Origin of the sequence: Campylobacter sp. 2018MI10 (assembly GCF_018501175.1) — a bacterium.
Taxonomy (GTDB): domain Bacteria; phylum Campylobacterota; class Campylobacteria; order Campylobacterales; family Campylobacteraceae; genus Campylobacter_E.
In genome coordinates this window covers 127,884-143,657 of sequence record NZ_JAHCZD010000003.1, presented here as the reverse complement: position 1 = coordinate 143,657, position 15,774 = coordinate 127,884, and the positions used below count along the sequence as shown (strand labels likewise).

The window sequence follows — 15,774 nt, the reverse complement described above, 5'->3', positions numbered from 1 at the left end:
TCAAATTCTTTTTCAAACTTAACTCAAATTCTTTTTCAAACTTAACTCAAATTCTTTTTCAAACTTAACTCAAATTCTTTTTCAAACTTAACTCAAATTCTTTTTCAAACTTAACTCAAATTCTTTTTCAAACTTAACTCAAATTCTTTTCAAAACTTATTGATTTTAAAGTTCCATTTGATTTACTTCACGCCAAGCTTCAAGCAAACCATTAGCAACTTTCATAACTTCATCTAATTTAGCAGTATCACTATCAATTATTACCTTACTAAGTGTGCTAATTTGATGAGAATAAAGCCCTTGTAAATAATAACTAACATCGCCTTGACTAAAGTCTAAATAGTTTAATAGCTCAACAAAAATTGCTGTGGCTTTTTTAATATTTTTACATTTGGCTTCTATATCGTTTTTTTCTATGGCTTTTTTGGCACGAGAGCAAAATCTAAGTATGCCCTCGTATAAAAGCTCAATCATTTTCTCATTACTCTCAATTGAAATATTGTTATGAGAATAACTCGCATAAGCATTACTTACCATTTATATTCCTTATTTATTAGCAAATGCTGCATTTGTTAAAGCTGTAATCGTTTGGCTTTGATTATCAAGCTTATTTAAAATAACATCATACATACTTAGTCTAGTAGCTAAAATCTCATATCTTTTCTCAATTTCTTCATTGGTTTTTTTGATTTCTTCATTTAGCTTTTTAACATCATCTTCTAAATTTTTATTATATTTAGTAAGAGTTCCATCAGTGCCTACCATACTATCTAAAGTATCTTTAAATGTTCTAAACACTCCTGTTTGCTCTGTTTTAATAGTTCTCATTGTTTTTTCTTCTAAACCAAGTTGTAATAACTTCTCGCTAGAACCACCTATTTCAAGTGCATTTTTTCCATCACTTGTAATAATAATATTATTTTCTTTACCTAATTTAGCTGTTACACCATCTATTTTCGCATCATTAATAGCTTCAATTAATTTATTTATATACTCTTCTTGAGTTACTTTGCTATCTTTTTCATTTAACTTATCTAGGAATTCTTTTTTAAAGGTAATTTCCTTACCATTTATCTTCAAATCCCCTTCAGCTAAAGCTACTTTTTGACTAATTGTCTTACTTGTAGTGCTTAATTCTTGGTATTTCACGCTACCTTGTAAGAAATTTTTAATTCCTTCGCTATTTTTCTTATAAGCTTCTTCAAATTTTGATTTTTTAAAAGTTAAAATTCCTTTTTCATTAAGCTCAAACCCCATACCAGATAAACTAATTCCATTTGAATCAGTCTTAGTAATCATTGATGATAACATTGTTTTTAGCTTACTTACTTCGCTAATTCCTTGCAAACTTCCTGCTGTTTTTTTCTCTTTATCAAAACCTGTTGAGGTAGCAAGAGAATTAACTATAGAATTATAATTCGTTGTAAAAGTAGTTAAATGCTCTGTTAAAGAATCTAAATCATCGCTTACTTTAAAGTTGGTAATACCTTCTTTTTTAAGAGAAATTTTTGCTCCAATTATTAAATCATCAATAGTATTTGTGCTTCTGCTAATCTCAATACCTTCATAAATAAACTTAGCATCTTGCGCTGTTTGAACATGATTTGATTTTGCATCAATTCCATCATATTTAGTTTGAGCAGCTTTTACATCTAATTCATTTATAAAATAATTTTCCCTAGAAGTTTCAAAAAATTCTTGAATTCCTTTCTTTTGTTCTGCCGTTAAATTATCAAAATTAGTAGCTTTATTTATACTAACTGCTTTCATTTGATTAGAACTATCTTTGTATGAAATATTTAATTCTTCTCCGGTATTTTTAATATATTCAACCCAGTTTTTTGTTTGTTTTTCTACTTCTTTATTATCTTTAAATTCAGCAAAAACTGCTTTTCTTTCACTATCACTTAACTTAGATAAATCTGTATCTTTATTAATAGTAAATTTAATTTCTTTGTCTATAAATTTATCCTTATTACTTGGGTCTTCAACAAAAACTTTATAGGTTAATTCTTTATCTGTGGTTAATTCAGAAACTTGTTTTTGAATATTTTCTAAGTATCCACTACCACCTAAAATAACTTTAGATGCGTCTAATTGCTCGTTAGCTTTTTTAAGCTCTGTTTTAGCGGCACTAGCATTTGCAGCGTCTAATAAACCAAGCTTTTTAAGAACTGCTTTTGAAAACTCTGCTGTATTAGGGTCGTCAAGTTTAAAAGCACTTCCAAATACTATTTCATTATCAATTCCTGCTTCTTTACTTGTAATCATAAGCCTATAATTATCATGACCTGTATCTAAAACCTTAGTGCTTACAAAATCGCTTAATTTTTTATTATTTTCATTTGTAGCTGATAGAATTTTATCATTTAAAGTTTGTAAAGAATCTCCTGAATTTACCTTAATAGTAAATGTTTGTTTATTTACAGAGATTTTAAACTCTGCTTCTTTTAGCATTTCTTTTGAGCCATCGCTTTTAATAATACCAACATCGTTAAATATGCCATAAGTTTCGCTAGAAAAAGAATTAGTCTGATAAGCGTCTTTTGTAGCAAGTTGTTTAACATTAATATCAAAATCACTTACTTTAACACCCTTAGTAGTAGTCATACTAGCACTCTCACCTGTAGCATCTACTTTACTTTTAGAAAATGCTTCTCCTTCTACTAAAGAAGATATATCACCTTTAAAACTGCCTAAAAGTGTTGTTAAATCTGTTAAATCCTTTTGCTTTGCTTGTGTATCAGATAGTTTTTTATTAGGTATTGCTAATAAAGATTTTTGCTCGTTTGCTTTTAAAGCGTCATATTTTTCTTTAAATTGAAATTTATTAGCTCCTGCTATTAATCCTAAACCTGTTCCCATATTTAACTCCTTTTAAATTCTTTAAAGCAATTAACTTTTTTTATCAAAAATAATTCCTATTGCTTCTTTCATACTTTCGCTAAGCTTAATTACTTCTTCATTTGGAATTTTACGAATAATTTGACCTGATTTTGTAGCGATTACATCTACATACATTTGATTGATTTTATCGTTATAACCAAATCTTACATCAGTTTGTAACTCTTCCATATTTTCATTTAATTTTTTAATAGATTCATCAAGCTTTTCTTTTGTTATTTCCTTGTTTATTTCTTCATTTTTTTGCTTACCCGAATTTGTTTCAATATGAGTTTGCTCAACTGGGCGCATTTTAGTTGTTTCTGCACTAGCTTTTAGTTGAGTATCATATTGAGAACTCGCTGCTTTAAAAATCTCCATTACTATCTCCTTTTAATAAGCTTTTTTCTAAATCGGCTAAAGTTTAAAAAACTTCATAGCTTTTGAAAAATTTTTCATCATTTTCTAATAATTTTAAATCTATTAATTTATTTATTACATCTTTATTGCAATCAGTTGTGCTAGGCCATTCGCTTAAATAGCCATCTATTTCGCCTTTTGAATACGCTGCAACCAAAATCCCATTATCATCTATTTTAATATCAGTGCTAGGGTCGTAATTATTAAACGCTCTCCAAATTAACATATAAGGATTATTTAAATTAACTCCTTTATCAAATAAAACAACAATCCCACCTAAGTTATTTTTGCAAGCATTATAAATAGTGTCTAAATTATGCTTTCTATCTAAGCTTATACAAGTAATTTGTGTTTTTGCTTCAGGATAGAAAATGTTGTATTCATATAAACCAAATTCTTTTAAATCATCTAATAAATTTTTAAGATTTGGTTTAAAACTTGTTTTATCCATTTCTTGTTTTTCTACTTTAAAAGTATGAGCTTTATAAGTAGATTTTGAAGTAGCGTCAAGTCCTAACTTACCACCCATACCTAATTTAGTGCTAGAATGATCTAGTTCATCGCATAATCCATAGCTTAATAATAATTTTTTAGGAGAGAAATTATTTAAAATATATTCTGTAATTTTAGGGTAATCATTCAGACTAGGTGCATTCTCATCTACAAAAATAGCATTTTTTACAAAACTCATCTGCCCTACTCCCCAAAATGCGTGCATATTAGCTAATGCTAAGCCATCATAATTGCTTTTTACTTTAGCTAAGATTAGATTATGAAAAACACCATTTTCAGGCATACAATAATCAATCAAATCAGGGCAAGTTGTCTTAAGTAATGGTAAAAATATTCTCTCTGTTCCATACCCCATCCACTTATCTTCAAGTGGAGGTTTTCCAACTACGGTTGCATTATAAATTGGCTCATTTTTGCCTGTAATTTTTGTAATTTTCATAACAGGAAAATTACCTTGCGGAGTATAAAATCCCGTGTGATCGCCAAATGGACCTTCAATAGCAAAATGATTTACATCAATTTCACCTTCTATTACAAAATCACTATTACTTGGAACATACAAATCATTAGTATCACATTTAACTAATTTTGCTCCTTGTTTTTTGATAAATCCATAAAGCATTAATTCAAATATACCTTTAGGCAATGGTGCTTGAGCACAAAATATATGAAGTGGGTCATCGCCTATTGCAATAGCTATTGGCATTTTTTTATTTGCGGCTTTATATTCGTAAAAGAAATTATTAGCATCTTTATGAAGTTGAAAGTGCATTATCAAATGCCCTTCATCTAATACTTGCAAACGATACATTCCTAAATTATTTTGCTTACCATCAAGACTTTTGGTATAAACCTGACCCATTGTAATAAATGCACCTGCATCTTTTTCCCAAGTTTTAAGGATTGGAATTTGATTTAGAGAATATGTTTTTTGCTTACAAGGTGCGTTTTTGTTTATTTCTCTTTTTGGAGCTATATTTTTTAAAGAAAATAATTTATTTGCAAGGTTTAATTTAGCACCAAATGTAGGTGGAATATGTAGCTTTAATAAGCTCTCAATCTCATCTGCAATCTCATCAGGATTTTTACCTAAAACCAAATTAAGTGCTTTGCTATTTGCAAAAACATTCATAATAATTGGCATATCATAATTTATATTGCCTTTTTTTGGATTTGTAAATAACAAAACTTTTGAATCACTCTTTTTAGCTTCTAAATAAGCTAAATGAGCGATTTCTAACTCAACATCTAAAGGTGTATTTATAATCTTTAAAAGATTTTCTTTTTTTAATTTTTCTATATAATTTTTCATAGCATTTCTTTTAATAATTCTTCATTTTCAGCTAGAATTTCTAAAGCTCCGTGTTTTATAAATTCTTTCGCTAAAACTACCCCAAAATCACTTGCATTTGCTTGATTAATCTTTCTTTGCATTTTTATAATTTTACTAGCATCAATTAAGCCAATAATCGCATTTACGCAAATAATCTCATCATCAATAAAAGCTGCATTAATTCCTATTGGAGCACCACAACCACCATTTAAAGTAGCAGTAAAATCACGCTCAATTTTGCATAATAATGCTGTTTTAGGGCAATTTAATTTAGATACAAGATTTAACACCTTTTCATCATTAATACTCTCAATCGCAACAGCACCTTGACCTGCTGAAGGTATCATAATTTTTGTATCTAAAATCTCATAATTTAACTCATCTAAAAGATTTAATCTCTTAAGTCCTGCATAAGCTAAAACTATCGCATCAAATTCGCCATCTTTTAATTTTTTAAGTCTAGTTTGTAGATTTCCCCTTAATGAATGAATGGAAAAATCATCTCTAATTAATCTTAATTGCATTTGACGGCGAAGACTTGTTGTGCCAATTTTTGCACCTTGTTTTAGTTCATTTAATGATTTTTCATTTCCACGAAAAACCACAACATCATTAGGAGTTTCTCTTTTGCAAATACTAGCAAGTTTAAAATCATACGCCAAACTTGCCCCAACATCTTTTAAAGAATGAACACTAATTTGTGCAAGCCCATCGTGCATTGCATTTTCTAATTCCTTAATAAATAAATTCTTCCCACCAATTTTTGCTAAAGGAGTATCTAAAATAACATCTCCTTTAGTGCTAAGCTCTAATAATTCTATATTTAAACTAGGCTCAATTTCTTGTAATTTCGCCTTTACAAATTCGCTTTGCCATAAAGCAAGTAATGATTTTCTAGTAGCTATTTTCATATTTTTCCTTTAAGATTGTTGTTTTATTCTGCAAACTAATGCTTCTTGTAAAAGTGTTCTTGCAACCACTTTTTCTTCTTTTACCATTTTGATATTGTCGCCTAAATCTTCAAATATTTTATATTCATCTTTATTTATTCTAATGATTACATTAGCATTTGGGTCATAATCAAGTATTTTTTTACTAACTACTTCTAAGACTTGTTCGTTTGAAATAGTAACGATTACTGCTGCACTTGTTTTAATACTAGCGTTATCAAAACTTGTATTTTGCTCTGCACTAGCATAAAAAACATTTTCTCCCCTACTTTGTCCAAGCTCAACTAAACTCATATCATTTTCTAGCACGATATAAGGAATGCCTTGAGTTTTTAATCTTAGCACAACTTCTTGACCAAGTGAGCCATATCCAAATATTACAAAATGTCCGCTCATTGATTCAATCTTAGGAGCTACGGTAATTATCTCATCATTAGTAATACTTGCAAGAGATTTTATATTTTTTAAAATAAAAGGAGATAAAACCATACTTAAAATTACTGATAAAGTAAGCATTTGAGCTGTATTTGTATCTAGCATTTTATTTGCAACCAATAAAGTAAATATCGCTAAAGCAAATTCTCCAATCTGACTAACGCTTAATGCAGTTTTTAACGAATCACTTTTAGTGCTTTTAAGACTTAATAATAAAAATATACATAAAGTCTTAATTAGCATAATACCAATTGTAAGTGCAATTATTATATACCAATACTGAATGATAATATTTATATTAATTTGAAGCCCAACGGTTATGAAAAAAAATCCTAATAACAAATCTCTAAACGGGATTAAGTCAGCTTCTATTTGGTGTTTAAATTCAGTTTCTGCTATCATCATTCCTGCAATAAATGCACCAAGTGAATATGAAAACCCAAAAAATGAAGCTAAAAACGAAGCACCAACGACAGTGAAAAGTATCGTTGCTATGAATATTTCTTGAGAATTTGTCTTTAATACAAAATAAAGCACCCTGCTATAAATATATTTTCCAATCAAAAATAATAATAAAAGCACAATAAAAGCTGATATTAAAGTCTTAACAACTAAAGTGCTAATTGCAACTCCGTCTTGATTGAAAATATCAATCATCAATAATAGTGGAATTACTGCAATATCTTGAAATAATAATATTCCTAAAGCTTTTCTTCCATATCGCTGATTTATGTCTTGATTTTCATTTAGTATTTTTAGAACTATTGCAGTTGATGAAAGTGAAATTGTAAAGCCAATAATTAAAGCAATATCATCAGCTATATTAAATGCGTGGTGCAAAATTACTGCAAATACAATTCCACATATTCCCATCTGTAAAGCACCATTTATAAATACATCGGTTTTCATAGTTAAAAGGTGTTTGATAGAGAACTCAAGTCCTATGGTAAACATTAAAAATACTATTCCAAATTCTGCAATGTGGCTTAATTGTTCTGAAGTAGTTACAAAAAATACTTCTTCAATAATAAAGCCAGTTGCAATATAACCAATAATTGTTGGTATGCTAAATTTTTTAAGCACTACATTTAAAATAATCGCAATAGCACTTGTAATTAAAAATATTTCTAAGAACTCTTGCATTAGCTACTACCTTTATCATCATAAAATATCACATCGTATTTTTGATTTTGTTTAATTAAGGCGTTTTTCTTAGGCTTTTCTTTTAAACCACTTAGCATTTCTTCATAATCTGCTATTTGACTTTTAAGCTCTAAAATAATGCTAACTCCAGCTAAATTTACCCCCAAATCCCTTGTAAATCTTAAGATTAATTTAATTCTATCTACATCTCTTTGCGAATACATTCTAACCTTTCCACAGGTTCTATTAGGCTCAATCAAGCCTTCTCTTTCATATTGTCTTAGAGTTTGTGGATGAATATTTAATTGCTTTGATACTACAGAAATTAAAAATACCGGTTCATCATAGTGCATATTTCCTCCTTTTTATAAATAATCTTTTAAAGCTTTAACCAACTTATCATCAAGCGTATTAATATCAGGTAAAACCACCTTAGCTCTTAAGAATAAATCCCCTTGATTTTTAGAATATGAATTATAAATTCCCCTACCTTTAACACGGATTAATCCACCATTTTTTACATTTTCTTTTAAAGTTACTTTTAAGCCTTGCTCTTTTGGAGTATCAAACTCAACTTTACCACCAAATAAAGCTATTTTTAAAGGAATTTCAAGTTCTTTTGTCAAGTCATCTCCATCACGCTCATACTCTTTTGAATGCTCTATTTTAACAGTTGCTTTTAATGTTAGATTGTCTTTTTGCATAGTTATTTCTTGATTGTTTAATACGCCTGATTTAATCTCTACATCAAAACTAACTCCCCTTACATTAATACTTCTAGTAGTTCCTAAAACAGATTCTAAAAAGCTTATTTTTAACTCAACTTGAGCTGGTTTATTATAAGACCTACTTTGCCCTGCTCCAAAACCAAAATGAGAAAATATATCCTCAAATCCACCACTAAAACCACTTGAATTAAAATTAAAGCCATCAAATCCACCAAAAGAAGGATTATCATAAGCTCTTCTTTTATCTTCATCGCTTAATACTTCGTAAGCTTCGGTAATTTCTTTAAATTTTTCTTCAGCACCCTTATCTTTATTCACATCAGGATGATATTTTCTAGCTAAACTTCTATATGCTTTTTTTATTGTGTCAGTACTTGCGTCTTTTTTAACGCCTAATATGTCGTAATAATTCTTCATCTTTTAATCCTATAATAATAAAAATTTTTGAGTAATATTAGCTAGTTAAGCTTAATAGAGTTTAACCACTTACTATCAACTCTTAAATTATACTTAAAGGAGTAAAAATGCAAAAATGTATATTAGTAATTACCGATGGTATCGGATTAAACGATAGATTAGAATACAATTCTTTTTATCATGCAAAAAAACCAAATTATGATTTTTTAAACCAAAATGCAAAATTTTCAAGACTTAAAACAAGTGGCAATGCAGTAGGTCTTCCAGATGGTCAAATGGGAAATAGTGAAGTAGGACATATGAGTATTGGAAGTGGTAGAATTATTTATCAAAACCTAGTTAGAATTGATAACGCTATTAAGGATAAAAGCTTAGAAAATATTAGTATTTTAAAAGACTTTTTGAAAAAATATAAAAATATTCATATAATAGGTTTATATAGTGATGGTGGAGTGCATTCAAGTTATATTCACTTTAACGAAATTGCTAAAATTGCAAGCGTTAATAATAATATTTTTATGCACTTAATAAGTGATGGAAGAGATGTTAAACCAAATTCTTTTAAAGATTTTATAAAAAATAATCCAAGTTTTATAACTCCAAGCAGTATTTCAGGTAGATTTTATGCTATGGATAGGGATAATAACTTAGATAGAACAAATGAATATATAAATATGCTTTTTAGCAAAGCAAATAAAAGTGATTTAGAACAATACATAAACGATAATTATGAGAATAAAATTTATGATGAGTTTTTTAAGCCACTTAATCTTGGTTTTGATGGCATTGGTAAAGATGATGGAGTTATTATCATTAATTATAGAAGCGATAGAGCAAGGCAAATTGCAAGTGAGCTGAAAAATCGTTTGAGTAAAAATCAAGTTTTATGTATGTGTGAATATGATGAAAAACTTGACTTAGGCGTGATTTTTCCAAAAATTGATATTAAAAATACCTTAGCTGAAGTCTTAAGCAAAAATAATTTAAGGCAATTTCACACAGCAGAAACAGAAAAATATGCCCATGTTAGCTTTTTCTTTAATGGCGGGGTAGAGAAAGAATTTCTTAATGAAAAGCGTGTATTAATCCCAAGCCCAAAAGTAAAGAGCTATGATGAATTACCGCAAATGAGTGCTTATTTAGTTTGTGATGAAGTAATTAAGGCTATGAATGATGGTTTTGATTTTATCGTAGTTAATTTTGCAAATGGCGATATGGTAGGTCATACAGGAAATTATGAAGCTTGTATTAAAGCGGTTGAGTGCGTTGATGAATGCTTAGGCAAAATCATTAAAGCTTGTAAAGAAAATAATTATGCTATGCTACTAACTTCAGATCATGGAAACTGCGAAGATATGAAAGATTTAAATGGCAATATTTTAACCAATCATACAACTTATGATGTTGGTTGTTGGCTTTATAATTATCATAAAGATAGTAATTTAAAAGATGGCTCATTAGCAAATATTGCTGCTAGCGTGCTAAAAATACTAAATTTAAATAAGCCTAGCGAAATGGAAGAAGCTTTATTTTAAATCTTTATTCCTAGTTCAAATTCTTTAAAAAATTAATGGAATTTGAATTAGGATTTTAATAAATTTGAATATATTTTATTATTATCATTTTTTAATCATCATAAACTATATCCGATAAAACTGCATATTTTAACAATTCATTATAACTTGTTTTCATTTTAATTCTCCTTTTAATTTATTTAAATAATTTTTATAAACATCATTAGAACAACTACCACTGCTAGAATAATTACCCAAACTAAGATAATAATTATCAACAAACATCCTAGCAAAAGAATTAGAAATTCTATCAAAATCAGGACGTTCTGGGATTTTTAGTCCTCTAAAAGACATATATGATTTTGCGTAACTACAATCCACAAAATAACCATAAATATCATAATTTATTAATTTATCTTTGCTAAGTCTAGTTGGTAATTCTGAAGCTTCTTCTTCAAAACTTTTTTCATGATAATCTTCATATAATTGCACTTCTTTATCAACTATTAAATTTACACTTTTAAAAAACTTTCCATCTATCGTATAGTTTTCTTTTTTAATTGTGCTTAATAATAAGGTATTTGGTTTTTTAAGTTCTGTTACTTCGTGTCTTGGGCTTTGTTGTAAATTAAAATAATTTACCAAAAATACACTATAAAAACTAATCATTAAAAATGAGAAAAAATAGAATATACCTTTAATAAATTTTTGATTTTGTCTCATTATAAATTCATAAATTGATTTAATAGGATAATACAATATAAAAGGGAAAATTATTTGAAAAAACAATATTGCTGCAACAGAATCATGGTTGCTAATTTCAACACTAAAATCTAAATAAAAAAATACAACATATAAAACTTTTATAAATCTAGTATAGAGCTTTAATCCTATAAAAAATGTAAGGGCAAAAAGCATAGGATAGGTAATAAACAATGGCACATAAATTATAGGAATTAAAATACTAATAATCCCACCAGCTAAATCGTGTAAATTATCTAAAAAATACGCTAGATATATTAAAAACTCATTCATATCTTACCTTTAAAAATAATTATTAATATATGTTGCTTTTCGTAATAAATAATATTAAAAAATATTTTTTAATTTAATTTCAAATCCCTAATTCAAATTCTTTTAAAATATAGATAGCAAAAGTTTAATTAATATAATCATCAAAATCTCTTTTGTTAAAATCAAACATTTATTATCTTTTCACTTAAAATCTTTTCAATTTTCTTTTGTTGTTTTGCTATATATTTTTCGCCTAATGGTTGCGCTTCTTCTCTATGCTCTATTTCGTAAGCTCCTTTGCTTATTGCAGAATGTTTTAATCTATATTCAGTGTATAAAAAATAAACCGATAAATCATCAACAAAAGGCAATGAAACTAGCTTGGTTTTAGTTTGATATATTGTGTAAGTTTTTAAGTTTTTACCATTTAAGAAAAATAATATTAAATAACTTGATAAAATATTTAATATTGCAAAAAACATAACTATAGGAAAGAAAATTATTCTAGCTACCCTATAGTCTAATCTATAATTTAAGCTTTTATTTTCTATTTCTTTAGTATTGTAAGTATCTTTATCAAATATATGAGAATACGCTAAAGCTGGTCGTTTAGATTGCAATCTAAAAACTATATCGCTTTTATTTATCGTTTCGCTTACTTTTTTATAACTTTTAGCAATATCAAAAAGACCTTCTTTATCTACTGTATATGTTTCAAAATATATCTTTTCATTATCTACGCTAATATAAAAATCATTATTTTTAACAAATCTAAGCCTTTTAATATGATTTGTCTTTATGAATAAAAAAATAAAAAATATACCGACAATTATTGTAGCTTCGCCTCTTCCTCTTAATCTAATCTCAGTCATTTCTGTGTGAGAAGCTTCTGGTAGTTTATCTAACTTGTAAGCTATAAAACAAATTGTGCAAATTAATAATAAAAAAGTAACAATGTCATTAAATAACCTAATAAGCTCTAAGCTATATAAATAATCGTTTTTTATTTTATAATCTTTTAAATTGTCTATATTCAAATTTATCCTTTATTTTTAATAAGATTAATTATATGAAATAAAAATAAAAATCCATAAAATTATTAATATATGTTACTTTTTATAATAAATAATATTAAAAAATATTTTTTATTTAATTTCAAATTCCTAATTTAAATTCTTGTAAAAGATAAAAAATAAAAATTTATAATAAGGTTAATTAGTGGTGTGAAATATTTTAGAATTTAAATTAGGATTTTAATATATTAATTTAGTCCTTAAATTTTGTAAATTCCTAAAATTATGAATAAAACTACACATTCATTAGTTGCTTATGATTTTATATAAAATAAAAAGGAAAAACTTTATTAATTTAAGTTTTTCCAAATTAATCAATCATCAGTTAAAGCAACTGCAGGGATTAGTTTACTAGCTTGTTTAGCAGGAAAATATCCAAAAAATAAACCAACTAAAGTGCTACTTAAAAACCCTAACATAATAGCATCAAAATCAACTATCATTTTAATAGGGGCGTCAAGTAAATTAATGCCATAAACAAGCATTAAAGCAATCATTACACCAATACTAGCAGCTACGCTACAAAGCACAACCGATTCAATCAAAAACCCCGTGCTAATATAAGATGGACTTGCTCCGATTGCAAGTTTTACCCCTATTTCTTTCGTTCGCTCTTTTACAACGACAAGCATAATATTCATAACGCCAATTCCACCAACAATCATAGCAATAAATGCAATGCCAAAAATCATTAAACTAAGTGTATTTGTAGTGCTTTCTATACTTTTTTTAATAGCGTCTTGATTAAAGGTCAAAATTGAATTAGCACCCTTTTTAATCTCTAAAATCTGCTTAATGCTATTATCAGCTAATTCACTATTTACATCATCTTTAAGCAATACAACAATATGCCTAATATGTTTATTACCATCAAATTTATTGCTAATTGTGCTATTTGGAACATAAACTCTAATATCAAAACCATCTCGCTCATTTTTATCTTTTTTAAGAACTCCAATTACTCTTAATGGCTGACCTTTTAGATATATTATTTTATTTAATGGACTTTCTATTTTAAATAAAGTTTTAGCTAAATTCTCACTAATTACACATACATTCTTAGCGTCTTGTTCTTCTTGCTCGGTAAAAAATCTACCTTCTTTCATCTCCTTAGCACTAATTTGTAAAAAATTCGCAAAAACTCCTGTAGCATCAGTATCTACTTCGTTTTTTAAATAAGTAATATAAGCACCACTTAAACCACTCTCAACCCCAACTTCTTTTACAAAATCAAGCCTTTTAATAAGCTCTAAATCTTGGTATGTTAAATCCTTAATCCTACCTGCATTTCTATCTCCAAATCTTGAGCCTTTATGAACTATAATTGTATTTGTCCCAAGTGATTTTATCTCTTCTAAAATATCAGCTTTCCCACCATTTCCTAAAGCTATCGTTGAAATTACTGAAGCAGTAGCAATTATAAGCCCTAGCATAGTAAGAAATGACCTTAATTTATTTGTGATTAGATTATTTAATGCAAGTTTTACATTTTGAGAAAAAAAGCTAAAACTAGCTATAAATCTATCTTTAAATTTAGCTTTATTTAAATTATCTTCATTTAAATTGCTTGTTTTAAATTCTTTGACATTTTCATCGCTAATGATAACTCCATCTTTCATTTTAATAATTCTAGTTGCGTATTTACATAAACTCTCATCGTGAGTTACTAAAATAACCCCAACTCCGTTTTCATTTAGCTCCTTTAGAATTTGCATAAGCTTTATTCCATTTGCACTATCAAGCGCTCCTGTTGGCTCATCTGCTAATATAAAATTTGCATCATTTATAAGTGCTCTTGCCACACTTACACGCTGTTGCTGACCACCACTTAAATGCGCTGCTTTTTTATGAGTATGTTCGCTAAGTTCTAATTTTTCTAATAATTTTTTAGCTTTTTGAATACTAGTTTGTTTGTTTTTCTTAGCATATAAAGCTCCCATTATTACATTTTCTAATACACTTTGTAAGGGCATTAAATTGTATCTTTGAAATATAAAACCTAAATTATCTCTTCTAAAGGCTGATTTTTCTTCACTATTTAAAGAATACAAATTCTTATCATAAAATATATATTCTCCACTACTTGGCTCATCAATTAAGCCTATCATATTAAGCAATGTGCTTTTTCCTGAACCACTTTTGCCTAATAATATTACAAACTCGCCTTTTTTTATCTCAATATTTATATCTTTTAATACTTGAGTTGAGCCATAAAATTTATTTAGATTGCTTATCTTTATCATTAGTTATTACCACTTCATCATCATCATTTAAGCCACTTGTAATTTCTATATTAAAATTATCGCTCTTACCTAAGGTTATATATGCTTTTTTATAGCCTATCTCGCTATTATCTTTAATATTTACAAAATAACCTTGATTGTCTTTATTAATATAATTAATAGGTAAAGTTAAAGCATTTACTACCTTATCAATTTCTATGGTATTTTGAACATCTATTCCTATTTTTAATTCAGGGTTATTATTTACAAAATATCTAGCATAATAATAAACAGCCCCACTTGAAGTAGCATTATCAATAACACTAACATCAGCACTATCAATACTATTTATACTAGCTTCTTTAGTGCTAGATCCATCACTTAATGGAGTATATGTGATTTTTTGCCCTACTTTTAATAAGCTAACATCATTTTGTGCTATTTGCATTCTTACTTCCATCTCATCTAAATTAGCTAATTTAATTAGTGTTGGTGAGCTTTGCTTTGAGTTAATTGTCTGACCTAAACTAGCATAAACACCTATTACACTACCATCAATAGGGGCTTTTACTATTGTTTCATCTAAGCTTTCTTGCATAGTAGAAATATTTGCATTTGTTTGAATTATTTGAGCTTTTATTGAGCTAAGTTTTGCTTTTGCGTTGTAATAATTAGTTTTTGCGTTTAAATAATTTTCTTTAGAGCTAGCACCCTTACTTAATAACTTTTCTTGAGTTTGAAGTTTTACATATAATTCGTTTAAATATACTCTAGCTGCTTCTTCTTCATCATTTAAACTAATTAATTTACTTTTTTCTATAGCCAAATCATTCTTAGCTTTTTCATCATCTAAAATAGCAATAATATCGCCTTTTTTAAGCTTATCTCCTAGCTTTACACGAAATTCTTTAATTTCTCCATTTGCTAAAGTTGCAACATTTACCAAAGAAGGAGAATAAGCCTTGCCTACTGCTTCAACATTAATTGATAAATCCATTCTTTTTGGTTTAATAATTCTAAAATTATTATTAGTTTCATCATTACTAAAATATGCAAAACTAAATATGCCTATAATTATTACTATCAAAATAGCTAGTATTTTTTTCATTTTATCCCTTCTTTAATTTAT

13 protein-coding genes are annotated in these 15,774 nt (G+C 27.6%); 1 reads left to right on the top strand and 12 read right to left on the bottom strand.

All coding sequences use genetic code 11. The annotated features are described in order from the left end of the window. Nucleotides 1-165: 165 nt before the first annotated feature. From fliS to KJR01_RS02590, 8 genes are read right to left on the bottom strand one after another with little or no spacing between them, the layout of a single operon-like run. Nucleotides 166-537 carry a flagellar export chaperone FliS gene (gene fliS, locus KJR01_RS02625; protein ID WP_214116767.1) on the bottom strand — a complete coding sequence of 124 codons (372 nt, stop codon included), beginning with the start codon at nucleotides 535-537 and terminating at the stop codon, nucleotides 166-168. 9 nt (nucleotides 538-546) lie between these two features. Continuing rightward, complete coding sequence (gene fliD, locus KJR01_RS02620; protein WP_214116765.1) at nucleotides 547-2,865, bottom strand: flagellar filament capping protein FliD; 2,319 nt, start codon at nucleotides 2,863-2,865, stop codon at nucleotides 547-549. Nucleotides 2,866-2,895: 30 nt separating this feature from the next. Beyond that, nucleotides 2,896-3,264, bottom strand: a complete 369-nt coding sequence (locus tag KJR01_RS02615; RefSeq protein ID WP_214116763.1) for a flagellar protein FlaG — start codon at nucleotides 3,262-3,264, stop codon at nucleotides 2,896-2,898. A gap of 43 nt (nucleotides 3,265-3,307) precedes the next feature. Next, nucleotides 3,308-5,128, bottom strand: a complete 1,821-nt coding sequence (locus KJR01_RS02610; RefSeq protein ID WP_214116761.1) for a menaquinone biosynthesis decarboxylase — start codon at nucleotides 5,126-5,128, stop codon at nucleotides 3,308-3,310. After that, nucleotides 5,125-6,060 carry a hydroxymethylbilane synthase gene (gene hemC, locus KJR01_RS02605; RefSeq protein ID WP_214116758.1) on the bottom strand — a complete coding sequence of 312 codons (936 nt, stop codon included), beginning with the start codon at nucleotides 6,058-6,060 and terminating at the stop codon, nucleotides 5,125-5,127. Before hemC ends, KJR01_RS02610 begins: the two co-directional genes overlap by 4 nt. Before the next feature lie 9 nt (nucleotides 6,061-6,069). Then, nucleotides 6,070-7,677, bottom strand: coding sequence for a cation:proton antiporter domain-containing protein (locus KJR01_RS02600; protein WP_214116756.1), 1,608 nt, complete (start codon nucleotides 7,675-7,677; stop codon nucleotides 6,070-6,072). Further along, the gene (locus tag KJR01_RS02595; RefSeq protein ID WP_214116754.1) at nucleotides 7,677-8,030 is read right to left on the bottom strand and encodes a heat shock protein transcriptional repressor HspR; all 354 of its coding nucleotides are present in this window, start codon (nucleotides 8,028-8,030) and stop codon (nucleotides 7,677-7,679) included. The genes KJR01_RS02600 and KJR01_RS02595 overlap by 1 nt, the downstream gene beginning before the upstream one ends. Before the next feature lie 12 nt (nucleotides 8,031-8,042). Next, entirely contained in the window at nucleotides 8,043-8,822 is a 780-nt protein-coding gene (locus KJR01_RS02590) for a DnaJ domain-containing protein (protein ID WP_214116752.1), read from the bottom strand. Between the two features lie 107 nt (nucleotides 8,823-8,929). Here KJR01_RS02590 and gpmI point away from each other — a divergent pair, with 107 nt between their 5' ends. Further along, nucleotides 8,930-10,357 (top strand): 2,3-bisphosphoglycerate-independent phosphoglycerate mutase, encoded by a 1,428-nt coding sequence (gpmI, locus tag KJR01_RS02585; protein ID WP_214116750.1) that lies wholly within the window; start codon nucleotides 8,930-8,932, stop codon nucleotides 10,355-10,357. Between the two features lie 153 nt (nucleotides 10,358-10,510). Here the strand turns inward: gpmI and KJR01_RS02580 are convergent, their stop codons facing one another. The 4 genes from KJR01_RS02580 to KJR01_RS02565 all read right to left on the bottom strand — a co-directional run bounded on the left by KJR01_RS02580 (nucleotide 10,511) and on the right by KJR01_RS02565 (nucleotide 15,753). After that, a complete protein-coding gene (locus tag KJR01_RS02580; RefSeq protein WP_214116748.1) occupies nucleotides 10,511-11,371 on the bottom strand; it encodes a hypothetical protein in 861 nt (286 codons plus the stop codon). Nucleotides 11,372-11,532: 161 nt separating this feature from the next. Next, complete coding sequence (locus KJR01_RS02575) at nucleotides 11,533-12,387, bottom strand: hypothetical protein (RefSeq protein ID WP_214116746.1); 855 nt, start codon at nucleotides 12,385-12,387, stop codon at nucleotides 11,533-11,535. 350 nt (nucleotides 12,388-12,737) lie between these two features. Then, nucleotides 12,738-14,666 (bottom strand): ABC transporter permease, encoded by a 1,929-nt coding sequence (locus tag KJR01_RS02570; protein ID WP_214116744.1) that lies wholly within the window; start codon nucleotides 14,664-14,666, stop codon nucleotides 12,738-12,740. Beyond that, nucleotides 14,641-15,753 (bottom strand): efflux RND transporter periplasmic adaptor subunit, encoded by a 1,113-nt coding sequence (locus tag KJR01_RS02565; protein ID WP_214116742.1) that lies wholly within the window; start codon nucleotides 15,751-15,753, stop codon nucleotides 14,641-14,643. Before KJR01_RS02565 ends, KJR01_RS02570 begins: the two co-directional genes overlap by 26 nt. Nucleotides 15,754-15,774 lie beyond the last annotated feature (21 nt).